Annotated in this window: 18 protein-coding genes; 11 read left to right on the forward strand and 7 right to left on the reverse strand. The window is 35.7% G+C overall.

Annotated features, from left to right (window positions below):
• Nucleotide 1: 1 nt before the first annotated feature.
• From KO493_RS12425 to KO493_RS12435, 3 genes are all read right to left on the reverse strand, one after another.
• Nucleotides 2-775, reverse strand: a complete 774-nt coding sequence (locus tag KO493_RS12425; protein ID WP_216068289.1) for a threonine/serine ThrE exporter family protein — start codon at nt 773-775, stop codon at nt 2-4.
• 117 nt (nt 776-892) lie between these two features.
• Complete coding sequence (locus KO493_RS12430; RefSeq protein ID WP_216068290.1) at nt 893-2,248, reverse strand: DEAD/DEAH box helicase; 1,356 nt, start codon at nt 2,246-2,248, stop codon at nt 893-895.
• 99 nt (nt 2,249-2,347) lie between these two features.
• Nucleotides 2,348-3,238, reverse strand: a complete 891-nt coding sequence (locus KO493_RS12435; protein WP_216068291.1) for an aldose 1-epimerase family protein — start codon at nt 3,236-3,238, stop codon at nt 2,348-2,350.
• 79 nt (nt 3,239-3,317) lie between these two features.
• Between KO493_RS12435 and KO493_RS12440 the strand changes: the two genes are divergently transcribed.
• The 7 genes from KO493_RS12440 (at nt 3,318) to xylE (ending at nt 13,535) form a co-directional block, all read left to right on the forward strand.
• Complete coding sequence (locus KO493_RS12440) at nt 3,318-4,616, forward strand: anthranilate synthase component I family protein (RefSeq protein ID WP_216068292.1); 1,299 nt, start codon at nt 3,318-3,320, stop codon at nt 4,614-4,616.
• A gap of 105 nt (nt 4,617-4,721) precedes the next feature.
• Nucleotides 4,722-6,041, forward strand: a complete 1,320-nt coding sequence (gene tilS / locus KO493_RS12445; protein ID WP_216068293.1) for a tRNA lysidine(34) synthetase TilS — start codon at nt 4,722-4,724, stop codon at nt 6,039-6,041.
• Between the two features lie 233 nt (nt 6,042-6,274).
• Nucleotides 6,275-7,921: an adenine deaminase gene (gene ade, locus KO493_RS12450; RefSeq protein WP_216068294.1), complete on the forward strand. Its 1,647-nt coding sequence runs from the start codon at nt 6,275-6,277 to the stop codon at nt 7,919-7,921.
• A gap of 210 nt (nt 7,922-8,131) precedes the next feature.
• On the forward strand, nt 8,132-9,094 hold the full coding sequence (locus KO493_RS12455; protein WP_216068295.1) for a YheT family hydrolase: 963 nt from the start codon (nt 8,132-8,134) through the stop codon (nt 9,092-9,094).
• A 227-nt stretch (nt 9,095-9,321) separates the two neighbouring features.
• The gene (locus tag KO493_RS12460) at nt 9,322-10,800 is read left to right on the forward strand and encodes a xylulokinase (RefSeq protein ID WP_216068513.1); all 1,479 of its coding nucleotides are present in this window, start codon (nt 9,322-9,324) and stop codon (nt 10,798-10,800) included.
• A gap of 27 nt (nt 10,801-10,827) precedes the next feature.
• On the forward strand, nt 10,828-12,153 hold the full coding sequence (xylA, locus tag KO493_RS12465; protein WP_216068296.1) for a xylose isomerase: 1,326 nt from the start codon (nt 10,828-10,830) through the stop codon (nt 12,151-12,153).
• Nucleotides 12,153-13,535: a D-xylose transporter XylE gene (xylE, locus tag KO493_RS12470; protein ID WP_216068297.1), complete on the forward strand. Its 1,383-nt coding sequence runs from the start codon at nt 12,153-12,155 to the stop codon at nt 13,533-13,535. Before xylA ends, xylE begins: the two co-directional genes overlap by 1 nt.
• Before the next feature lie 90 nt (nt 13,536-13,625).
• Here xylE and KO493_RS12475 read toward each other — a convergent pair whose 3' ends face one another.
• The 3 genes from KO493_RS12475 to KO493_RS12485 form a co-directional block, all read right to left on the reverse strand.
• Nucleotides 13,626-14,750: an alkene reductase gene (locus KO493_RS12475; RefSeq protein ID WP_216068298.1), complete on the reverse strand. Its 1,125-nt coding sequence runs from the start codon at nt 14,748-14,750 to the stop codon at nt 13,626-13,628.
• A gap of 387 nt (nt 14,751-15,137) precedes the next feature.
• Entirely contained in the window at nt 15,138-16,115 is a 978-nt protein-coding gene (locus KO493_RS12480) for a polysaccharide deacetylase family protein (RefSeq protein ID WP_216068299.1), read from the reverse strand.
• 6 nt (nt 16,116-16,121) lie between these two features.
• A complete protein-coding gene (locus KO493_RS12485; protein WP_216068300.1) occupies nt 16,122-16,781 on the reverse strand; it encodes an NAD(P)H-dependent oxidoreductase in 660 nt (219 codons plus the stop codon).
• A 95-nt stretch (nt 16,782-16,876) separates the two neighbouring features.
• Here KO493_RS12485 and KO493_RS12490 point away from each other — a divergent pair, with 95 nt between their 5' ends.
• Nucleotides 16,877-17,734 carry an AraC family transcriptional regulator gene (locus KO493_RS12490; RefSeq protein WP_216068301.1) on the forward strand — a complete coding sequence of 286 codons (858 nt, stop codon included), beginning with the start codon at nt 16,877-16,879 and terminating at the stop codon, nt 17,732-17,734.
• On the opposite strand, the gene KO493_RS12495 is transcribed toward KO493_RS12490, so the two are convergent.
• Entirely contained in the window at nt 17,731-18,756 is a 1,026-nt protein-coding gene (locus tag KO493_RS12495; RefSeq protein WP_216068302.1) for a LacI family DNA-binding transcriptional regulator, read from the reverse strand. The genes KO493_RS12490 and KO493_RS12495 overlap by 4 nt on opposite strands.
• A gap of 125 nt (nt 18,757-18,881) precedes the next feature.
• On the opposite strand from KO493_RS12495, the gene KO493_RS12500 reads away from it, so the two are divergent.
• The 3 genes from KO493_RS12500 to nirD all read left to right on the forward strand — a co-directional run bounded on the left by KO493_RS12500 (nt 18,882) and on the right by nirD (nt 24,250).
• A complete protein-coding gene (locus tag KO493_RS12500) occupies nt 18,882-21,176 on the forward strand; it encodes an FdhF/YdeP family oxidoreductase (protein WP_216068303.1) in 2,295 nt (764 codons plus the stop codon).
• A 156-nt stretch (nt 21,177-21,332) separates the two neighbouring features.
• The gene (nirB, locus tag KO493_RS12505) at nt 21,333-23,849 is read left to right on the forward strand and encodes a nitrite reductase large subunit NirB (RefSeq protein WP_216068304.1); all 2,517 of its coding nucleotides are present in this window, start codon (nt 21,333-21,335) and stop codon (nt 23,847-23,849) included.
• A gap of 23 nt (nt 23,850-23,872) precedes the next feature.
• Nucleotides 23,873-24,250 (forward strand): nitrite reductase small subunit NirD, encoded by a 378-nt coding sequence (gene nirD / locus KO493_RS12510; protein ID WP_216068305.1) that lies wholly within the window; start codon nt 23,873-23,875, stop codon nt 24,248-24,250.
• The last annotated feature ends 19 nt before the right edge of the window (nt 24,251-24,269 follow it).

Genomic DNA, 24,269 nt, shown 5'->3' on the forward strand with positions numbered 1-24,269 from the left:
ATTAACTTAAATTTATTGAAAAAATATACATGGCCAGAAAGAGTCCGGTAGCAATAGCAAGAACAATCATAGCTCCAACCGCGAAACGAGCTAAGCCATTTAAAATGTTGTTTTCTAATAAGTCGGTAAACGAATTAATAAGCGGTACGCCTGGTATTAAAAAGAGGATTGAAGTCGCTAGCGCAGTTTGCGGATTAGTACCAATGTTATAAATTATACCTACCGAAGCCACCAACGATGCAGTTAACGATGCTAAGAAGATTCTAATGTAAATGTTATAATGTTTTTTATGTATTTGTTGTGATACAAATAAGCCCATAAACGCACTAATAAAGGCCACCGTCATATTAAGATAATCTCCATTAAATATTTTGCAGAAGCCTGCTACAGCAAAACTTACCGCAATTAAGACCACCAGATTAGAGTATCTGTCTAGGCTTTTAATACGCTCTATTTCCGTTGCAATTTGATCGATGGTCCAACCTTCCCTTATCGCTTTCCAACTGGCTTTACTGATTTCAGAAATCGTTTTAAAATTAATAGCATGTGGAGGTAAATTATAGACTTTGGTTGCGCTCATCTTGGTGTCATTATCTGTTAATGTCATAATGATGGTTTTTTGATGAATCCAACTGTGAACACTAAAATTTAGAGCGGAAGAAAACCGGTCAATGCTTCTATTTATTCTACTAGTATTAGCCCCGGAAATCATTAATAGGGAACCGATTTCAAGCAGTAAATCGGCAGTTTTTGTAAACTTTTCAGAATCTGACATTTAAGAAATAAGTTTGATTTTGTATCAAGTAAATATGGTTTTTTAAGGTTAACCCATAAAAAACGATGAACACATAAGCATTCAATATTTAAAGTTACAACAAAATCCAAAAAGATATTACTTCTTTTTGTTACGCTTATTATAATTCTTATCGCCTCTTGTTTTTGGTTTTTTGTATTTAGCGGCGATTTTGAATTTGTAAGAACCTCCTAAGTTTTCTTTTGAATTCTTTTCTGACTTGTCATGAAAAGCAGGGCCAGGAGCATCTTCATCCTTTCGTTTGGTAGGGTTGTTTCGTTCTTTTATTTGCGGACGCTCTTCTTCAATAAGTTCTGTTGAAATTTGAACGTCTTCTGGGATTTCCAACAATGGAATTTCCATTTTCATTAAAGCTTCAATATTTTCAATAGACTCTTGTTCTTTTTTAGTAGAAAAAACTAAGGCTTCTCCCAAACGTTCTGCGCGACCAGTTCTACCAATACGATGCATGTAATTTTCAGGATATTCTGGGGTGTCAAAATTAATAACATGCGATACATTGTCTATATCCAAACCACGTGCCATCACATCGGTAGCGATTAAAATACGATTTTGACCTTCTCGAAATTGTTCAATACTACGTAAACGGTAATTCTGTGTTTTATTAGAGTGAATCACACATAATTCTTCTTTAAAAAATTCATCTAATTGTTCAAATAAACGATCGGCCATGCGCTTAAACGCCACGAAAACAAGTACTTTGTTGTAGGTTTCTTCATCTCTCAATAAATGTGTTAACAAATTAACTTTCGTGTAAAAGTTTGGCACATCGTAACGCGACTGATTGATGTTTTCTAAAGGTGTTCCTGAAATAGCAATAGAAACACGTTCTGGAGTTTTAAAGAAATCGTTTATTAATAAATCCACATCTTGAGTCATCGTAGCCGAAAACATAATGTTTTGACGACGTTCCGGTAGAATATCAAAAATATTAATTAATTGGTGTCTAAACCCTAAATCTAGCATCACATCAACTTCATCAATCACCAATTTCTGAATGGATTTCAGTTGTAAAACACGGCTTAAAGCTAAATCGTATAAACGTCCTGGTGTGGCTACTAAAATATCAACACCTTGAGCAATAGCTTGTTTTTGGGTGTTAATATTGGTGCCGCCGTAAACCCCTAAAACACGATTGTTAATGTATTTTGAAAGTTTTTCAATTTCATCAACCACTTGCACAACCAATTCACGGGTAGGCACTAAAACTAATACTCTAGGATTTTCTTGCATCGAAAACTTCAAGTTTCTAAGAATTGGCAACATGTAAGCAAAAGTTTTACCTGTTCCTGTTTGTGCAATTCCTACCACATCTTTTCCAGAGCTCACTACATTAAAAGCTTGTTCTTGAATAGGTGTTGGCGTTGTAAAACCTAAATCGTCTAAGGCATTATATAAAGGCGTGTTTAAATTTAAATCTTGAAATTGAGCCATAAAAAAGGAGGTTTCCGTGAATAATTTTCGACCTACTTTTTTAGTAGAAGTAAGTCTTGGTATGCTATTTTGCTGGCAAAGTTACGTTTATTATTCTATTTAAGTTAAATGCTTTGGGTCTATTTCAATAGTATAACTTGCTGCAAACGTTTTGTTAGGTTCTAATTGTAAGATCCCTTCTTTTGTTTTAAAATCCTGATTGGTGTTTTCATGATCTGCAATACCCAACCATGGCTCAATGCAAACGTAGTTGCCAGCTGGTTTTGCCCAAATACCTAAGTATGGGAAATCTTTATATGATACCGATAAAATAGCGCCATGATTTTTACTTTTAAGCGTTACTTTGTTAGATTTCAAATCCTTAAAAATAAGGGCATCGGCATTAAATAAATCATGGGTTAATGCTAAGGTTTTACTAGCATTGAAAATAGGCTTGGTTTTAGAAGAAATTAAACCGTTTTCCATGTTTATGAGATGGGTGCTAGAATTTTCTTGGTGCTCAAACTCTAAAATGTAATCTTCGTAAGTTTCATCTTGAAAAACAGGACACTTAAATGCAGGATGCCCACCAAGTGAAAAATACATGGTCTTTGAGTCTGCATTTTTAATACGATGTGTTAAGGTAATGGTAGCGTTTTTAAGCGTATAGGTTAAATAAAATTCAAACTTAAAAGGATACATTTTTAAAGTCGCTTCATTATAAACTAATTTAAAAGTTAAACTGTTTGCGGTTTGTTCATGCAGTTCAATATTAGGGTTGTTTCTAATAATGCCATGCTTCGGAAGGCTGTACGATTCACCTTCAAAATGATAAGATCCTTTTTTTAAAGCACCGATAATAGGAAATAAATTCGGAGCAAAACTGCCCCAAACATCAGGATTGGCGTCCCACATAAATTGGGTGTCATGTTTTGCAGACTGTATTTGGCATAATTCGGCACCGGTTTTTTTAACGGCTATTTTAAGTAAATCGTTTTCTATTGTAAACATCAAAGGAAATTTTAAACTAAGATACAAAACTTGCCTTTTTTTAAGTATTCTAACTAACTTTACGGCATAAATTGTACGCTTGAGAACAAAAGAAATTCATAACCCAGAAGATATTCAGCAGTTTAAGGAAAAAGCGCTGCTTTGGAGTCAGCAATTTGATGATGTGGTCTGGTTAGATTCTAACAATTATGCTCAGAATTATTCAAGTTATGATGCTGTTTTGGCTGTTGATGCCTTTACTAGTATTCAAACCGATTATTTTGATGGTTTTGAAAAACTTAAAGAATACCAGTCGCAAACTAAAGACTGGATTTTCGGATACTTAACGTACGATTTAAAAAATGATGTTGAAGCTTTAAAATCTGAAAACTTCGACGGCTTAGGTTTTCCTGATCTCTACTTTTTTCAGCCAAAAAAACTCTTCTTATTTAAAGATAATCAGGTTGAAATTCAGTATTTAAATTGTGTTGATGACGAATTGGAAGACGATTTAAAAACGATAAATTCTTCCGAAGAAAAAAGTGTAAAAACCCCTTCCGAAGACTTAAAAATAAAACTTCGTATTCATAAAGATGCCTATTGCGAAAAGGTGAATACCATGCTTAAGCATATTCAGCATGGCGCGATTTACGAAGCCAATTTTTGTCAGGAGTTTTATGCCGAAAATACGACGATTAATCCGTTGCTTACTTACAACAGGTTGAATCAGATTTCAAAACCACCATTTGCGACTTTTTTAAAACTCGGTGATAAGTTTGTGATGAGTGCTTCGCCTGAGCGCTATCTTAAAAAAGAAGGCACCCGCGTAATTTCTGAACCTATAAAAGGTACGGCCAAACGTTCTAAAAATCCTGAAAAAGACGAACAGCTAAAAATTGATTTGGCTAAAGATGAAAAGGAGCGTAGTGAGAATATCATGATTGTTGATTTGGTACGCAATGATTTATCGAAAACCGCTATAAAGGGTAGTGTTCAAGTTGATGAATTGTGCAAGATTTATACCTTTAAACAAGTGCATCAAATGATTTCTACGGTGACATCAACAGTTGAAGTTTCGACGCATCCGGTTGATATTATAAAAAGTACTTTCCCAATGGGGAGCATGACAGGCGCTCCTAAAATTTCGGCTATGAAAATCATTGAAAACCTTGAAGAAACCAAACGCGGTTTGTACTCTGGGGCGATTGGCTATTTTACACCTAACAATGATTTTGACTTTAATGTGGTGATTAGAAGTATTCTATACAACGCCACTAAAAAATACGTGTCTTACTCGGTGGGTAGCGCCATTACAGCTAAAAGTGATGCACTTAAGGAATACGAAGAGTGCCTTATTAAGGCTAAAGCCATGCGAGAGGTTTTGGAACAAAAAGACTAATGGGTAGTTGTGTTAATGGTTTTTTAATCCTCATTTCAGGAATTTAGTCATAAAAGCGCTACGCTAAAAAACACTCGTTTTCACTAAAGTTGTATATTTGATACTATGCTAGATTCACTACAAATTCATATCGAAAACCACCTCGGTTTTTTAAAAAAAGCAAAACTTTTAATTGCTATTTCTGGCGGAATTGATAGCGTGGTTTTAACGCATTTATGCGCGAAATTGGACTTAAATATTGCCTTAGCGCACTGCAATTTTAACTTAAGAGGCGATGAAAGTGATGCCGATGAAGCTTTTGTTAAAAATCTTGCGGAAGCTTTAAATATAGAGTGTTTTGTGCAGCATTTTGATACCGAACATTACAGTAGCGACCAGAAGTGTTCCATTCAAATGGCAGCTCGTGAGTTGCGCTATAATTGGTTCGAAGAATTGTCGCAACAATTGGGTTACGATTATATTCTAACTGCCCATCATGCCGACGATAATTTAGAAACTTTTTTAATCAATTTCACAAGAGGTACAGGTTTAGATGGTTTAACCGGAATACCTGAAGTAAACGGTAAGTTTGTGCGTCCGCTATTACCATTTTCAAGTGAGAATATTGAGGCTTTTGCTAAAGAAAATAACATCCAATGGAGAGATGATAGTAGTAATAAATCGGTGAAATATCTACGGAATAAACTGCGCCACGAGGTGATTCCTATTTTAAAAGAAATCAACCCCAGTTTACTGAAAAGTTTCGATAATACCTTGAATAATTTACAGGGCACAGCGGTGATTGTGGAGCATGCCGTCGATGGTTTTTTGAATAAAAGTATAGAAAGCATTGAGAATGGAATTGTGAAGTTTAAAATTTCAGAATTCAAACAAAAAGAAAATCCGAAACCGTATTTATATGAGGCTTTTAAGGAATTCGGATTTACAGAATGGGATGATGTGCTACACCTTTTGGATGCTGAAACAGGCAAACAAATTTATTCAAATACATACCGTTTATTGAAAAATCGCGAGCATTTACTGTTGAGTGAAATGAAATCTGAAACTGAAGTAGAAATTCAAATTTCAGAAGCAGATAAAAAGGTAGAAACAGTATTAGGAACCCTGGTTTTTTCTGAAGTAGAAGAGATTTCAGAAACGCCTACCAACTGTATTTATGTAGATAAAGGCCTTTTGAAGTTTCCTTTAACTTTACGTAAAAAGCAAGAAGGCGATGTGTTTTATCCGCTGGGAATGACTGGTAAAAAGAAATTAAGCAAGTATTTTAAAGATGAAAAATTATCGCTTTTAGATAAAGAAAATACCTGGCTCTTATGTTCTGGTGAAGATATTGTTTGGGTGCTTAACAGGCGTGCAGATAATCGTTTTAAAGTGACGCCAAACACTGAAAGTATATTGAAAATAGAGATATTGGAAAAGTTGTAATGACAAGAAAGAAGTCATGCGGCACCCTGAATTATTCTGTCACCCAGAACTAATACGTCACCCTGAACTTGATTCAGGGTCTCATAGCAAATTGATGGTTTGTCATTCAGAAGGAGGTACGACTGAAGAATCTTTGTTTGATTCATGAGATTACTCGATTCCTCGGAATGACAACAGAAACATTAGATATGTTTACGAGCATTCAGTAAAATAAAAACTAAAAACAAAGCATTTTGAAACTACAAGGACAAATTGTTGACATAGAAAACAAACGAATTTACAAAGGAGAAATAAGTGTAGAAGGAGGTAAAATAGTTTCTATTATTGAAAAAGACCACGACGTCACAAATTATATCCTGCCTGGCTTTGTAGATGCACACATTCACATAGAAAGTTCGATGTTAGTACCTAGTGAGTTCGCTAAAATGGCGGTGGTTCATGGTACGGTCGCCACAGTTTCCGACCCGCATGAAATTGCTAATGTTTTAGGTGTTGAAGGTGTGAAATTCATGATTGAAAACGGTAAAAAAGTACCTTTTAAATTCAATTTTGGTGCACCATCTTGCGTACCCGCAACCACTTTTGAGTCTGCCGGAGCAACGATTAATTCCGATGATATAAAAACGCTTTTAGAGTCGGACGACATCAAATACCTTGCGGAAATGATGAACTACCCAGGCGTTATTTTTGACGACGACGAAGTGCTGAAAAAAATAGCTTGGGCCAAACACTTTAATAAACCTGTGGATGGTCACGCACCAGGAGTAATTGGCGATAAGCTAGACAAGTACATTAGTGCAGGAATTTATACCGATCATGAAAGTTTTACTTTCGAGGAAGGTCAAGAGAAGCTCCAAAAAGGCATGAAAATTTTGATTAGAGAGGGGAGTGCGGCCAAAAATTTTGAAGCTTTAATCGATTTAGCGCCAGAACATTTTGAAAATATGATGTTCTGTAGTGATGATAAACATCCAGACGATTTGCTTATAGGACATATCAATCAATTATGTGCGAGAGCCGTTAAAAAGGGTGTGGATTTGTTCAAAGTCTTGCAAATGGCTTGTGTAAATCCGGTAAAACACTATAATTTGGATGTGGGACAATTAAAAGTTGACGGTGCCGCCGATTTTATTGTGCTCGAAGATTTATCCGAATTTAAAACCCTTCAAACCTATGTGAATGGCGAGTTGGTTTTTGATCAAGGAAAATCTTTAATTGAAACGGTTACTTTTGAAAACCTGAATAATTTCCATTGTGATGCTAAAATAGTTTCTGAATTTGAAATCCCTTCTTCCGCTAAGGAAATCCGTGTAATTGAAGCCTTAGAAGGTCAATTAATAACAAACGCAATAATTGAAAAAGCCACGATTGAAAATGGCAATTTAGTATCAAATACCGAAACGGATATTCTTAAAATGGCTGTGGTAAACCGTTATCATCCCGATAGCAATCGGGACCAGCCACCAGCCTTAGCTTTTATCAAGAATTTTGGTTTGAAGGAAGGGGCTATTGCGGCTTCCGTAGGACACGATTCGCATAATATTGTGGTGGTAGGTGTGAGCGATGAAGCGATTTGTAAAGCGGTGAACTTAATCATTAAACATAAAGGTGGTGTTTGTGCGGTGTCTTCTTCCGAAGAAAAAATAGTTCCGCTTCCCGTAGCCGGAATTATGAGTGACCAAGACGGTGAAACCATCGGAAAGGCTTACGCCGAACTTGACGAAATGGCAAAAATATTAGGGAGTACTTTAAAAGCACCGTATATGACACTGTCGTTTATGGCTTTGCTCGTTATTCCATCATTGAAATTAAGTGACCAAGGGCTTTTTGATGGTATTGGTTTTAAGTTTACAGATTTGGAAGTGGGTTTTAATGAATAGTTAAAAAGTAATAATTAAAAATTTCATATTCTAGCAGAGAAATTCAGTTGATAATTAGTAATTAAAAGTTGATAATTAATAAGTTAATAACTCTGAATTATAAATTTAAAGTCGTTTTTTCAACAGTCAACAGTCAACAGTCAACAGTCAACAGTCAACAGTCAACAGTCAACAGTCAATAGTCAACAGTCAACAGTCAATAGTCAAAACATGCCCATACTCAATTCCACATACAAACCATTCTTCCTATTCCGTAACGGCTTTGTCTCAACAGTATATTCCGGCTTAGTTCGCCGCGTAGATTTGGAACAAGAGCGTGAACGCATGACCTTGCGTGACGGTGATTTCTTAGATTTAGACTGGAGTTATTCCGAAGAAAAATCGAATAAGTTAATCATTTTACTGCACGGTTTGGAAGGCAATGGGAAGCGTCCGTATATGACAGGTACTGCCAAGCTTTTCAATGAAAATGGTATCGATGCCGTATGCGTTAACTTTCGAGGATGTAGTGGTGAAACCAACTTGAAATATAGAAGTTATCATTCTGGTGCGACTGAAGATTTAGAAGATGTGATAAATCACATTCTAAAAGAAAAGAACTATGCTGAAATCTATTTGAAAGGTATCAGTTTAGGAGCCAATATGATTCTTAAATATTTAGGTGAGGGTGATGGAGTTCCGGCGCAAATTAAGGCGGCCATTGCGGTTTCGGCACCTTGTTACTTGCATGGTTCAGCTAAAGAACTACATACTTTAAAAAATAAGTTATTCCATGACCGGTTTTTAAAACACCTTTCGGAATCTTTAAAAAATAAGCAGAAACGGTTTCAAGAAGATTTAAGTGTGGATACCATTGAAAAAATAAAAACATTATTTGATTTTGATAATGTATACACGGCTCAAGCCCATGGTTTTAAAGATGGTTTAGATTATTATACCAAATCCAGTAGTTTACAATTTCTTCCTAAAATTAAAACACCAACCCTGATTATCAATGCGTTAAATGATTCCTTTTTGTCTCATGAATGTTACCCTGTAAAGGAGGCAAAGGAAAACGATTTTTTACATTTAGAAATGCCAAAATATGGCGGACATGTGGGTTTTATCTCCAAAAAAAACATTTATTACAATGAAAGTCGTGCGTTAGACTTTATATCTTCCTTAGAAAAATAGATAATATTTTCTGATTGACGCTTAATTAACAGAAGTACTAAAAAAGCTATAACTGTTTTTTACTTAAACGTTTGAGTATTGTATTTTTCGCGTGTAATGTACTGTATGTTAGAGGTTTGTTTTATTGTGTGTTTCGTTGTGTTACCTAGAATTTTGAATGTATCTGTCGAAATAAGGCACTCTAATTAGTAAATTTGAGAACACTTCAACAATTAATACATAATAGTTTGTACTATATAGGATACGATTTAGGAAGCTCTTCAGTGAAAGTGGCCATAGTAGACGCCTCTACTGGTCAGCAAATAATTTCACTTAACGAGCCTTCCAGTGAAATGGAAATTTTGGCACCAGAATTAAATTGGGCCGAGCAAGACCCAAATATGTGGTGGGATTACATTTGTATAGCGACAAAACGCGCAATAAAAGAGGCTCATATTGATGCTTCAAAAATTCAAGGCATTGGTATTTCATATCAAATGCATGGTTTGGTTGTCGTTGATAAGGCTGGAGAACCGCTAAGAAATTCTATTATTTGGTGTGATAGTCGTGCAGTAGAAATTGGTAATAAGGCTTTTGACGATTTAGGTCATGATAAATGTACTTCCCAGTTGCTGAATTCTCCAGGGAATTTTACAGCTTCAAAACTGAAGTGGGTAAGAGATCATGAGCCAGAAGTGTATTCAAAAATTCATAAATACATGTTACCTGGCGATTTTATAGCGTTAAAATTAACCGGAGAGATGAATACCACTAAAAACGGACTTTCAGAAGGCATTTTATGGGATTATAAGAAAGATGAGGTTGCTAATTGGTTGTTAGAATATTATGGGGTTGATACCGCTTTAACACCAGATATTGTTGAAAACTTTACAGCACAATGTCACGTGAATGAAAAAGGCGCTGAAGAAACAGGACTTCCTGTTGGTATCCCTATTACTTATCGTGCGGGCGATCAACCTAATAATGCCTTGTCTTTAAATGTTTTTAATGATGGTGAAGTAGCCGCTACTGGTGGGACTTCGGGTGTTATTTATGCTGTAACCAATCAGAAAAAATCTAAAGAAGCCTCGCGAATAAATCATTTTGCACATGTAAATTATACTAGTGAGAATGCAAACTTAGGGAAGTTGTTGTGTATTAACGGTGCAGGGATTCAATACCGTTGGTTGAAAGATAATTTAGCTTCAAATTCTTATGAAGCGATGAATGCGAAAGCTAATGAAGTGCCCGTGGGGTCTGAAGGTGTTTGTGTGATTCCTTTCGGAAATGGTGCAGAACGGATGCTAGATAACAAAACCATTGGAACACACTTTTTCAACCTTAATTTAAATAAACATGATGAAGGCCATTTGTGTCGAGCTGCCCTTGAAGGCATTGCTTTTTCATTTGTTTATGGTATGGATATCCTGAAAAATGACCATGCTGAAATTAAAGTAATTCGTGCAGGAAATGATAACCTTTTTAGGTCTGAAATATTTTCAAATACCGTGGCGACATTAATTGGGCATGATATCGAAATTTATAATACTACGGGGGCCATTGGAGCAGCAAGAGCTGTTGGGTTAACTAATGGAGACTTTAAAACGTTTGGAGATCACATTACAAACAATGACCATGTGATGACTTACAAGCCTTTAGGGAATAAGGAGCCTTACATCGAGGCTTATAAAAACTGGAAAAAACAATTAGAACTTTTATTACAATAGAAATAAACTAAAATAAACTAATAAGTTATGGCAACTATAGGGAACAAAGAATACTATAAAGGTATAGGCGAAATAAAGTATGAAGGCAAGGACTCTGATAATCCTTTAGCATTTAAATATTACAATCCAGAGCAGGTTGTTGCAGGAAAAACAATGCGCGAGCATTTTAGATTTGCGATTTCTTACTGGCATACGTTCTGTGGCACTGGTGGTGATCCATTTGGACCAGGCACGATTAACTTTCCTTGGGATCAACCAACAGATGCTATTCAAGCAGCAAAAGAAAAGGCAGATGCAGCCTTTGAATTCATCACGAAAATGGGATTCGATTATTACTGTTTTCATGATATCGACTTGGTACGTGAAGGAGCTACCTTTGGTGAGCATGAAAGTAGGTTAGACGCTGTTACCGATTATATTAAAGAGAAACAAGCGGCTTCGGGAGTAAAATTACTTTGGGGAACAGCAAACTGTTTTTCTAATCCGAGATACATGAACGGCGCTTCTACTAATCCAGATTTTGACGTGGTGGCTCGTGCTGGCGGACAAATTAAATTGGCTTTAGATGCTACCATTAAATTAGGTGGTGAAAATTATGTATTCTGGGGAGGTCGTGAAGGTTATATGTCTTTATTGAACACCGATATGGGGCGTGAATTAGATCACATGGGACGCTTTTTAGGTATGGCAAGAGATTATGCCCGTGCTCAAGGTTTTAAAGGAAACTTCTTTATTGAGCCAAAACCTATGGAGCCTATGAAACATCAATATGATTTTGATTCGGCTACAGCAATTGGATTCTTACGTGAATATGGTTTAGATAAAGATTTCAAAATAAATATAGAAGTAAATCACGCCACTTTAGCGCAGCACACCTTTCAGCATGAAATTGAAGTGGCTGCTAAAGCAGGGATGTTAGGAAGTATGGATGCTAACCGTGGCGATTATCAAAACGGATGGGATACAGATCAGTTTCCTAATAACATTCAAGAAACGACTGAAGCGATGCTAGTATTCTTAAAAGCTGGTGGTTTACAAGGTGGCGGTATTAATTTTGATGCTAAAATCCGTAGAAATTCAACCGATTTAGATGATGTTTTCCATGCACATATTGGTGGTGCAGATACGTTTGCACGTGCTTTATTGATTGCAGATAAAATTATGACCTCTTCACCTTATGAAAAATTAAGAGAAGCACGTTACAGTTCGTTCGACTCAGGAAAAGGAAAAGCCTTTGAAGATGGGAAATTAGAGTTAACAGATTTATATAAAATTGCTCAAGAAAACGGTGAGTTGTCTTTACAAAGTGGTAAACAAGAGTTGTTTGAGAACATAATTAATCAGTACATATAATGGCAGCTCAAAATAAGTTTTATATATATGTAGTGACCCTTGTAGCAACCCTTGGTGGTTTGTTATTTGGTTATGATACTGCTGTTATTTCTGGAGCAGAAAAGTCAATTCAAGCGTTCTTGATTGATAGTCAGGGATTGAGTTCTTTTTTACATGGTATTACGGTATCTTCTGCGTTAGTTGGTTGTATTGTTGGTGGGGCAATTTCAGGATTTGTATCTTCAAAATACGGAAGAAAAAAAGCGTTGATTATCGCTGGTGTTTTGTTTTTATTATCAGCTTTAGGTTCTGGTAATCCTGAATTTTTATTTTTTGAAAAAGGCGTACCATCTATGGGATTACTCTGGATGTTTAACTTTTATAGAGTTGTTGGTGGTATTGGTGTAGGTTTAGCTTCAGCAGTTTGCCCGATGTATATTGGTGAAATTGCTCCTGCAGACATTCGAGGAAAATTAGTTTCGCTCAATCAGTTTGCCATCATTTTCGGTATGCTTGTGGTTTATTTTGTGAATTGGGGTATTGCCGACGGACAAACTATTGAGTGGATTAATGAAATTGGGTGGAGACGCATGTTTTTATCTGAAGCCATTCCTGCATCTATTTTTGCAATACTCATGTTTTTTATGCCTGAAACACCAAGGTATTTGGCGCTTCAAGGTAAAGATGAAGAAGCCTTATCTACCCTTACAAAGTTTAACGGTATCGATAAAGCAAAAGAAGTGCTATCGGAAATTAAAAATTCTGTAACCAGTTCAACTAAAGGCGCATTATATTCATACGGAAAAGTGGTGATTATAGTAGGTATTTTATTATCTGTGTTTCAACAATTTGTTGGTATTAATGTGGCACTGTATTATGCACCACGAATTTTTGAAAGTATGGGGGCTGCGAAAGATGCATCGATGCTTCAAACCATTATCATGGGCTTAATAAACGTCGTGTTTACTGTAGTTGCGATTATGACTGTAGATAAGTGGGGTAGAAAACCACTGCTTATTACAGGTTCGATAGGAATGGCGATTGGTATGATTGCCATTTCCATATTAGCATTTCAAAATATTATTGGTATGGCTACATTGGTGTTTATCATTGTATATACCGCCTCATTTATGATGAGTTGGGGGCCAATTTGTTGGGTGCTTATTTCAGAAATATTCCCGAATAAAATAAGAAGTCAGGCTATCGCTATTGCAGTTGCCGCACAATGGGCAGCTAACTTCTTTATATCGTCTACCTACCCTCCAATGATGGAGTTTAGTAGTGGAGGTACCTATTTGTTTTACGGAATTATGAGTATACTTTCAGCTATTTTTGTTTGGAAAATGGTACCAGAAACTAAAGGGAAAACTTTAGAAGAAATGGAAAGTATTTGGAAAAAATAGATTAGTAGTATTAATAATTGGTAATTGGAAAAAAGCCTCAACGATTTTAGTGTTGAGGCTTTTTTTTAACTTTAAAATACCTTTGATTAATTAAGAACTCACGCTCTTTTCAAGAAAAGGGTAGTCTGTGTAACCTCTTGCGGCGCCACCACCAAAAAGTGTATGTGTATCGCTAATTTCGTTCATTTTAGCCTGTTTTTTTACACGTTCAGGGTAATCAGGGTTGGTTAAAAACTTTCTGCCAAAACCAACCAAGTCAACTAAATTTTTACCTAATAAGTCATTCGCTTGTTCAGGTGTTTTGTTCCCTGTTGCGATAAGGGTTTTGCTGAATGTATTGCGTAGTTTAACTCTAAAATCATTAGGAATTTCAGGAGCATCATCCCAGTCGGCTTCACATAAATGTATATAAGTAACTCCAATTTCTTCCAAGGCTTCAGAGGCAATCATAATGGTTTCCAAGATTTCAGGATCATTCATGTCTTTAAAACTGATGAAAGGTGATAAGCGTACCCCTGTTTTTCCTTTGCCGATTTCATCAGCAACCGCTTGAGTGATTTCTTTTAAAATACGCACACGATTTTCTTTGCTTCCTCCGTATTCATCGGTACGTTCGTTGGAATTGCTTCTTAAAAATTCATCGATTAAATAGCCGTTAGCACCATGTATTTCTACCCCGTCAAAACCAGCCTCAATAGCATTTTTAGCCCCTATTTTAAATTCTTCAATAACCTGGTTTATATCTGCTTTTGTCATTTCACGAGGTGTTTCTACAGGGACAAAAGTGGCATCGCCATTCGGGGCACCATCAAAAATATAAACATTGGTTTCTTTCGCTATTTTTTCTGAAGGCGCTATAGGTTGTAACCCATTTACTTTAGCACTTGAAACACGACCAACATGCCAAAGTTGTAAAAATATTTTACTGCCTTTTTTATGGACTTCGTTGGTGACCAATTTCCAACCTTCAATTTGTGCTTTGGTATAAATGCCGGGGGTATTGGCGTAGCCTTTGCCTTGTAATGATACTTGAGTGGCTTCTGTAATAATTATACCTGCCGAGGCAAGCTGACCGTAATATTCTGCCATAAGTGCATTGGGTATATCTCCTGGTTGAGACGCTCTAGAGCGGGTCATGGGAGCCATTAAAAAACGATTTTTTAAAGGGATTTCTCCCATTTTATATTCTGAAAATAATGTTTTTGAAGGTTTCATATTATTTTTTCTTTTTAAAAATTTTATACAACAGAAAAATAGTTATAATCAATAGAAATGGCCATAAAATAAATAAATCTACTCGAATTATAGCTCCGATTTCATTTGCTGCCCAAATGAAATTGAGATAAACTTCATAAAGGATGTAAATAATCCAAATGGTTATTAAGGCAATTTTGTATGGTTTTCTGTTACTCATGTGGTTTATGGTTATTTGATTTATATCATATTTCAATTTTTACGTCATGCTGAATTTTTTAGCACCTCACCAATTGAATGCGAGAATCTTTGTGTGTTTCTAAAATAGGTTTCGTGTGACCTTGAAATTTTATTGCACTTCCTAAATTATCAATAAACCATGGATTTTGAGTTAATTGGTCCTCTTTTTTATTTGTTATATTCTAATTCTGAATTATCTATAGGGGTATTTGGATCGTCTTTTATCATTTTTGCAATATTATCTTTTCGCATAAAAACAACATTTTCATGTGTTTTTGCATATTTGATGAATTCATCAACCACATGTACTACCGATGGAGCACCACCAATTCTATCATGTAAACTCACACTCATCATGCGTCTTTGGGTATTGCCTTCTTCATATAACTGGTCGAACTCAGCTTTTAATTGTGCTAAAAATTGGTCGGGACTCCATTGTTTGCCTTCGATATTCACGATATCGTTATTACGTAAAGTATATGGTATTACCACAAAATTTTCTCCGCGAACTTTGGTTATAAAGGGTTCATCTCGGCTTAAATCATCTATATGATATAAGAAACCTAACTCTTGTAAAACTTTTAGTGTATTTGGTCCGCGTCTTAACCAGTTGGCGTTGTAACCAATACCACGTTGTCCTGTAATCGTCTCAACGGTGTCTATTCCTTTTTTTATGAAATCCAATTCATTGGCATAACTCATGCTCCATTGATCGCTCCAAGAAATACCGTGGGCCGCAATTTCATGACCACCTTCTGCAATAGCTTTGGCTACTTCAGGATACTTGATAGCAGCTTCACCAACAACATGGGATGTGACATGAATATCATGTTTTTTCCAAAGTTTTAGCATTCTATAAACACCTTCCTTAGCACCATATCTAAACCAACTTTCAGCGGGCATATCAGGGTTTCCTTTTGGTAATGGATTGCCCGAGAACGGACTTTCAGCGCCTTCTGGTTGGCCGCCAGTTTCAAATTGCATAGAGAAGGAAATGACTAATTGCGCATCGTTTGGCCAATATTTTTTTGTGTTTTTTGTGTGATTTTTCATGATTATTTCTTTTGCTTCATTAGTATTACAAGCTGTAAATCCTAACAGACAAATAAGCGTTGTAATGCCATAAATTAATTTTTGTTTCTTCATTAATAATTATTTAAAAGTTACCATGTTGTTTAGTGATCTTCGGGTTTTTGGTCTTGGGTCATTAACACGATATCCAAAAGCTACCATGTAGGATAAGCCATATAAATTGGTGTCAACACCTAAATCTTCTTTTAATATTTTTTCGCTTATAGACTGGTTAAAACCTTCTATCGGACAAGAATCTATACCAATCATTGCAGCACTTGTCATCATGTTAGCTAAAGGAATGTAACATTGTTTTGAAGCCCAATCGAAAAGTTTTCGATCATCGGATAAGTCAAAATCACTTTTTTGAAATGCTTCGTAAGCAGCACCTTTTTGTACAATAACATTTTCTGGTAACTCTTGAATATTTCGCATAAAATCTTCAATGTATGGACTGTCATATTTAGTTAATGGAGCTTTCATGGTTAGCCCTATTATAAAATGACTGGCCGAATCTAATTTGGCTGTGGCTCCCCAGGCACTTTCTTTCAGTTTTGTTCTTAATTCTGGGTTTTGAACCACGATAAAATGCCAAGGTTCGAAACCAAAAGAACTTGGTGATAATAAGCCTGTTTCCAATATGAAATTCATGTCTGAATCGCTAATCTTTTTAGTCGTATCGAAAAGTTTGCAAGCGTGTCTAAATTTATATGCTTCTATGATTTTTGCTTTGGTAATCATGATGTTAAGTTTTGTTACAGGGCAAAATTAAAGCAGAAGTCTATGTTATTTGTTGTATAAATACATGTTATATTTGTATAATTATATGTTTTACTATGGCGAAGCGTTTTTTTATAAATAAGGATCTAGATGTTTTAGAATTTGAAGCGGTAACTGAGTGGGGGTATCCAAGACATAAACACAATTTTTTTGAGTTGACTTTTGTTTTAAAAGGCGCGGGTCAGCATCTTTTAAATGACAGTATTATTAATTATCAAGCAGGTGATATTTTCTTTTTAACTCCAAAGGATGAGCATGAGTTTATCATTTCAGAGCCTACGACCTTCGGAATTATAAAATTCACAGAGCAGTTGTTTTTAGAGAAATCAACTTTCACTTCAAGTACTTATTGGCGAAAAAATATAGAAACGGTTATTTTTCATTCCAATGTTATTGCAGAAAGCATTGTGCACTATGAAACTGATAAGTCACAACTCATAGGATTGTATTACCTCATAAAAAATGAAATGAATAATACTTTAGCTTATAATAGAAATGTGTTAACCGAATTGTTTGGAGCCCTTTTAATTGTGCTGTCTAGGAACTTAAAATCACGAATAAAAAACGAATCGCACGAACAATTTTCAGATGAAGAAAAAGTAGAGAATATTTTAACTTATATTCGGCAGAATGTACTCAATAAAGAGCGAGTAAAGCTAAAAACGATTGCTGAAACATTTTACATGTCACCAAATTACGTGGGGTTGTTTATTAAAAAACATGCTGGTATTTCTGTTCAGCAGTATGTGATTCAAACAAAAATAAAAATGGCAGAACAACTTTTAAAACAATCCAACCTGAACATCACTGAAATTTCAGAAAAACTGGGTTTTGTTGATTCCAGCCATTTTAACCGTACTTTTAAAAAATACACAGGCGAAAATCCTAGTGCATTTTTTAATAAAACCAATTAATGTAATCGCCTTGTAGATTCGCGCTCAATTAAACTCGTTTTAACAACTTTAGTTTCAAAAGGTTTTGGGTTCGCTTCGTTTTCAATGCGGTCAATGAGCATTTTTACCGCCGTTTGGCCAATATGTTTACCATGCTGACTAATAGCCGATATGGAAGGTGTAACATGTTGTAGCAACTTTCCGTTGGTAAAACAAGCAATGGATAAGTCTTCAGGAATATTGTAATTCATTTTTTTTACTAAGTGCAAGGCATTCACTGCGGCACTTTCTTCTAAGCACAATAAACCATCGATGCTTTTATCGGATAGAATAATTTTTAAGGCGGTGTCGAAATCTTCGTGTTTATTAATACGCACTATTAAACGTTCGTCAATAGATATGTTACATTGGTTTAAAGCTTTTCTATAACCTTCAACCCGTAATTTTCCCACGCTTAAATTATCAATAACCGAAATTAAGGCCACCTTTTTACAACCCGATTTAATAAGGTGATTTGTGGCATGAAAAGCACCCTCAAGATCGTTAACGATTACTTTATCGCATTCCAATTCATCTGAAACTCGATCGAACATCACGATTGGAATACCTTCATTTAAGGTATTCTTTAAATGGGTGAAATTTTGTTTTAATTGTGTTTCTTCAGCCAAAGAAATGATAATGCCATCTAAGTGCCCGTGCTTCAATAAATCGATTGTTTTCACCTCTTTTTCAAACGATTCATTCGAGATGCAAGAGACTAAATGGTAACCGTTTTGAGACGCAATATGTTCAATACCTATAAATACTTTGGCAAAAAAAGTATTTAAAATATTAGGGATAACAACACCTATCGTTTTCGTCTTTTTGTTTAATAAGTGAAGCGCTGTTACATTAGGTTTATAATGGTGTTGTTTGGCATATTCCTGAATTTTAGTCTTGGTTTTGGCGCTAATTTCATGACTGTCTTTTAACGCCTTGGATACGGTGGCTATAGAGACATCAAAAGTTTGGGCAATATCTTTTAAAGTGATTCTTTTTTTCATGTGACGGACAAGCTGAATAGGGGTACAATTTAGAATAATTATTTTGCTTTTCTATACTACTGGCTCTTTTGGTGTTTTCATATTAATTTAAAAAGACGATATTTGAGTTTGTCAAACCAAATATTATGAGTTCATCTGCCGAAGAAAAAGCATTAACACCTGAAGATTTTGAAAATCTTAAAACTACGAAACCACCTAAGCACAGTGTGGGTTTTGGCGGTATAACAGCTGCCATGAGTCAGGTTTCAAAATATATGAATATTGCCGATGCTTTTAAATTGGGTAGAAAAATGAACCAAAAAGGTGGATTTGATTGCCCGGGCTGTGCTTGGCCAGATCCAGATGATGAACGCTCTGCTCTAGGTGAATTTTGTGAAAATGGTATCAAAGCCATTGCTGAAGAAGCCCAGAATAAAACTATTGGTGCTAATTTTTTTGCAAAACATAGCGTGGATGAATTGGCAAATTGGACAGATTTTGAAATTGGAAAATCTGGGCGTTTAGCTGAACCCATGTATCTTGCTGAAGGCGAAACACACTACAAACCCATTTCTTGGGAAGAAGCTTTTAATAAAGTGGGTACACATTTAAATGCTTTGGATAATCCCGATGAAGCGGTTTTTTATACCTCCGGAAGAACGACGAATGAAGCTGCTTTTTTATATCAATTGTTTGTTCGCGAATACGGAACATCTAATTTGCCAGACTGTTCGAATATGTGTCATGAAGCCAGTGGAAGTGCTTTGTCTGAAACCTTAGGTATTGGAAAAGGTTCGGTGACTTTAGATGATTTGTATAAAGCGGAATTGGTTTTAGTGGTTGGGCAAAACCCAGGAACAAATCATCCGCGCATGCTAACGGCCTTAGAGAAATGTAAAAATAATGGCGGTAAAATAGTAGCCGTAAACCCGTTGCCAGAAGTCGGTTTAGTGAAGTTTACCAATCCGCAAAATCCAATTAAATTATTAACCGGTGGTACCGAATTGGCCGATGTTTTTGTACCTGTAACTATTAATGGTGATGTGGCTTTTTTTAAAGCAATGCTTTTAAAGTTATTGGCTGAAGAAGAAGCGAAAGGTAACGTGTTTGATCAAGAGTTTATTAATGAATTTACACATGGTTATGATGCTTTTATTACCGATTTAAAAACTTATAATTTTGATGATTGCTTAAAGGCTTCAGGAGTTTCTGAAGCTGTTTTTAATCAAGTCTTCGATCTGGTTCTTAATAAAAAGAAAATTATTATATGTTGGGCTATGGGGCTTACACAGCATGAAAATGCGGTAGATAATATTCGAGAGGTTGTAAACCTATTACTTTTAAAAGGGAGTATAGGGAAGGAAGGTGCAGGCACTTGCCCTGTACGTGGGCATTCTAACGTTCAAGGTGATAGAACAGTAGGTATTTGGGAGTCTGCACCACAGGCTTTTTTAGATAAAATTGAGTCAAAATTCGGTTTTAAACCTAGTGTAAAGCATGGGTATTCGGTTATTGATGCGATTAAAGCGATGTATGAAAAAAAGGCAAAGGTCTTCTTTGGTCTTGGAGGGAATTTTATATCTGCAGTTCCAGATACGGTCTATTCCGCGAAAGCGTTATCAAACTGCAATTTAACGGTGCATGTAAGTACGAAATTAAACCGATCGCACTTGGTTACAGGACGGGAAGCTTTAATTTTTCCATGTTTGGGAAGAACCGAAAAAGATTATCAAAAGTCTGGATTGCAAAAACAAAGTGTGGAGAACTCAATGGGTGTAGTAACCTCTACAGCAGGTGTTTTGGAACCTTGCTCCACAGCATTACTTAGTGAAGTCGCGGTAGTTTGTGGTATCGCACATGCCACACTAAAAGGACGCTCAAAAATTAATTGGTTAGCCTATAAAGATGATTATAATTTGGTGCGTGATGCTATTGAAGACGTGGTTTCTGGTTTTGAAAATTATAACAAGCGTTTAAAAAAACCGTCAGGATTTTATTTGCCAAACGGTGCACGTGTTAGAAAGTTTAATACGAAAACTGGAAAAGCTAATTTTTCGATTAACAAGCTGCCTGAATGGAGATTAAAAGATGACGAGTTAATCATGATGACTATTCGTAGTCATGATCAATTTAATACCACTATTTACGGATTGGATGATCGTTATCGTGGCGTTTTTAATGGAAGACGGGTTGTTTTTATGAATCGTGAGGATATGAAATTACGTGGTTTAGTGGAACAACAGTTGGTAAATTTGAAATCAGAATTTAAAGGCGTCTTAAGAAATGCAAATAATTTTAAAGTGGTTGGTTACGACATTCCTAAAAATTGTTGCGCTACATATTTCCCAGAAACAAATGTTTTAGTACCTTTGGCTAGTTTTGCGCACACAGCCAAAACACCCGCATCCAAGAGCATTCCTATCACAATAGAGATTGTTTAAGGTTTTATCAAATCTGAACGATTAATTTTTCTAAAAAGCAATATATCTCAATTCTATTTGAGAAATCGGTAATAATTGCAGTTCCACTAAAATTTCTAAAAAAAATACGTCCAAAAATAAGTATAAATACTTAGTTTTGTTTTCAAATACGTAATTATGAAACATATTATTGTTGTTGGAAACGGAATGGTTGGTTATAAATTTTGTGAAAAATTTGTAGCAAAATCCGAAGCTAAAGATTTTAAAATCACTGTTTTTGGTGAAGAGCCAAGACCGGCCTACGATCGAGTTCATTTAAGTGAGTTTTTTGAAAATCAAGATGCTAAAGCGTTAGAAATGGCCCCGAGAGCATGGTATGAAGAAAACGGAATAGAGTTAGTTACAGGTGAACTTGTTACCGATATAGATAAAGAAGGTAAAACAATAACTACGATTAAGAATCGTGACTTTTCGTATGATTATTTAGTTTTAGCTACAGGGTCTTCTGCTTTTGTGCCTCCAATTAAAGGTGTTGAAAAAGAGGGTGTTTTTGTATATAGAACGATTGAGGATTTAGAAGGTATGTTGGCTTATGCGGCTAAGCTTAAAGAAACTAACCCAAATGCTAAGGCAGCTGTTTTAGGAGGTGGTTTATTAGGGTTAGAAGCAGGTAAGGCTGTAATGGATATGGGGTTAGAACCTCATATTGTGGAGTTTGCTGGTAAGTTAATGCCAAGACAATTGGACTCAAGAAGTAGTCAAGTATTGCAATTAAAACTAGAGTCTATAGGATTAAATATTCATTTAAGTAAGGCTACAAACCAAATTTTGGGTGATAAAGCGATTACTGGGATGGAGTTTGGAGAAGACGATGTGCTAGATGTAGAAATGTTGATTATTTCTGCGGGAATTCGTCCAAGAGACGAGCTAGGAAAATCTTGCGGCTTAGAGATGGGTGTTCGTGGTGGTATTGTAGTAGACAATAGAATGCAGACTTCAGACGAAAATATTTTTGCCATTGGAGAAATTGCATTATATAATCAAATGATATATGGTTTAGTGGCACCCGGTTATGATATGGCTGGTGTAGCTGCAGATCAAATTGTAGGTATGGCAGATAGCCTGATGCCAGACGAGATTGATATGTCTACCAAATTAAAGTTAATTGGTGTAGATGTAGCAAGTTTTGGAGAGCCTTTTATGCCAGCTTCTAAAGGGCATTCGATTATTTTTGAAAATAAAACACAGCATTTATATAAAAGAATTAATGTAAGTCTTGATGGTAAATCATTGTTAGGGGGTATTCTTGTAGGAGATGCGTCTGATTATAGCATGTTGCATCAGATTTACTTAAACGGAATGAAAATTCCTGAAGATCCAGCGCAATTAATTTTACCTGCAGGTGACGGAGGAGCTTCATTTGGTGATGTTATGGATTTACCTGACGAAGCCCAAATATGTTCTTGTGAAAGTGTGACTAAAGGACAAATTTGTGGTGTTATTGAAGACGGTCAGGCTACCGATGTTGGTGGTGTTGTAAGTTGTACAAAAGCAGGGACAGGTTGTGGAGGTTGTAAACCAATGGTTGCCGATTTAACCAACGCCACGCTTAAATCTTTAGGTATTGAGGTTAAAGAAGGTGTTTGTGAGCACTTTGAATTAAGCAGACAAGATTTATATAAAATTATTCAAGTAAAGGGGTATACCACGTTTAATGAAGTATTGGATAGTCATGGAACTGGAGGGCATGGCTGTGAATTGTGTAAGCCTTTAGTGGCATCATTACTTGCTAGTATTAATGCAGATACAGCAAATAAGGAGTATGCGATTCAAGATTCTAATGACAGGTTCATGGCAAACATCCAAAGAAACGGAACCTATTCTATTGTACCTCGTGTTCCAGGAGGTGAAATTACGCCAGATAAATTAATTGCACTTGGTCAAATTGCTAAGAAGTATGATCTATATACCAAAGTAACTGGTGGTGTGCGTATCGATTTATTTGGTGCAACTTTAAGTCAATTGCCAATTATTTGGAAAGAATTAATAGATCACGGTTTTGAAAGTGGTCATGCTTATGGTAAGTCTTTAAGAACGGTGAAAACCTGTGTAGGTTCTACATGGTGTCGTTACGGAATGGACGAAAGTGTGAGTTTCGGTATAGAATTAGAAAACAGATATAGAGGTATACGTGCGCCACACAAAATTAAAGGTGGTGTTTCAGGATGTATTCGCGAATGTGCAGAAGCGCGCGGAAAGGATTTTGGTTTAATTGCTGTTGAAGGTGGTTGGAACTTATACCTAGGTGGAAACGGTGGTGCTACTCCACGTCACGCCGAGTTATTTGCCGAGCAGATAGATAATGAAACTGTAATTAAATATATAGATAGATATTTAATGTTCTACATGCGTACAGCAAAACCATTACAACGTACTGCTGCATGGCAAGAAAGATTAGAAGGTGGTATCGATTACTTAAGAGAAGTTATTATTGATGATAAATTGGGTATTGTTGCCGATTTAGATCAAGAAATGCAAACTTTAGTGAATAAATTCGAATGTGAATGGACACAAGCAGTTAATGATCCTGAAGCTATGAAACGTTTTAGTCACTTTGTTAATAGTGAAGAAGAAGATGATAACTTAGTTTTTGTTCCTATGAGGGATCAAAAAATGCCAGAACAGTGGAATTAATTAATAGCCTAAAAAATTAAAAAATGGAAGCAATTCTAGATACATATAAGACAACCAAATTAGAAGATGTAAAAGTTTGGTTTAAAGCAGCTTCAGTTGATGATTTTGCAAAAGACGGTGGCGCTTGTGTTAAATATAAAAATAAGCAAATCGCTGTTTTTAATTTTGCAAGAACAAATACATGGTACGCTTGTCAAAATGTTTGTCCGCATAAAATGGAAATGGTGTTAAGTAGAGGAATGATTGGTGATGATAAGGGAACTCCTAAAGTTGCTTGTCCGCTTCATAAAAAAACTTTTTCATTAGAAAATGGTGAAAATTTAAATGGCGATTTAGATGCTATTGCAACTTACCCTGTTAAAATTGAAGGAGAAAATGTGTATATTGGCTTTTCAGAATAATGAAAAGTAATATAAAGTA

The organism is Pseudotamlana agarivorans, from assembly GCF_018860245.1.
GTDB classification, from domain to species: Bacteria; Bacteroidota; Bacteroidia; order Flavobacteriales; family Flavobacteriaceae; genus Pseudotamlana; species Pseudotamlana agarivorans_A.

Excerpts from the sequence above, each read along its gene's own strand:
- KO493_RS12425 (WP_216068289.1), bottom strand. The coding sequence starts at position 775 with ATGTCAGATTCTGAAAAGTTTACAAAAACTGCCGATTTACTGCTTGAA.
- KO493_RS12430 (WP_216068290.1), bottom strand. The coding sequence starts at position 2,248 with ATGGCTCAATTTCAAGATTTAAATTTAAACACGCCTTTATATAATGCC.
- KO493_RS12435 (WP_216068291.1), bottom strand. The coding sequence starts at position 3,238 with ATGTTTACAATAGAAAACGATTTACTTAAAATAGCCGTTAAAAAAACC.
- tilS (WP_216068293.1), top strand. The coding sequence starts at position 4,722 with ATGCTAGATTCACTACAAATTCATATCGAAAACCACCTCGGTTTTTTA.
- KO493_RS12455 (WP_216068295.1), top strand. The coding sequence starts at position 8,132 with ATGCCCATACTCAATTCCACATACAAACCATTCTTCCTATTCCGTAAC.
- xylA (WP_216068296.1), top strand. The coding sequence starts at position 10,828 with ATGGCAACTATAGGGAACAAAGAATACTATAAAGGTATAGGCGAAATA.
- xylE (WP_216068297.1), top strand. The coding sequence starts at position 12,153 with ATGGCAGCTCAAAATAAGTTTTATATATATGTAGTGACCCTTGTAGCA.
- KO493_RS12475 (WP_216068298.1), bottom strand. The coding sequence starts at position 14,750 with ATGAAACCTTCAAAAACATTATTTTCAGAATATAAAATGGGAGAAATC.
- KO493_RS12480 (WP_216068299.1), bottom strand. The coding sequence starts at position 16,115 with ATGAAGAAACAAAAATTAATTTATGGCATTACAACGCTTATTTGTCTG.
- KO493_RS12485 (WP_216068300.1), bottom strand. The coding sequence starts at position 16,781 with ATGATTACCAAAGCAAAAATCATAGAAGCATATAAATTTAGACACGCT.
- KO493_RS12490 (WP_216068301.1), top strand. The coding sequence starts at position 16,877 with ATGGCGAAGCGTTTTTTTATAAATAAGGATCTAGATGTTTTAGAATTT.
- KO493_RS12495 (WP_216068302.1), bottom strand. The coding sequence starts at position 18,756 with ATGAAAAAAAGAATCACTTTAAAAGATATTGCCCAAACTTTTGATGTC.
- KO493_RS12500 (WP_216068303.1), top strand. The coding sequence starts at position 18,882 with ATGAGTTCATCTGCCGAAGAAAAAGCATTAACACCTGAAGATTTTGAA.
- nirB (WP_216068304.1), top strand. The coding sequence starts at position 21,333 with ATGAAACATATTATTGTTGTTGGAAACGGAATGGTTGGTTATAAATTT.
- nirD (WP_216068305.1), top strand. The coding sequence starts at position 23,873 with ATGGAAGCAATTCTAGATACATATAAGACAACCAAATTAGAAGATGTA.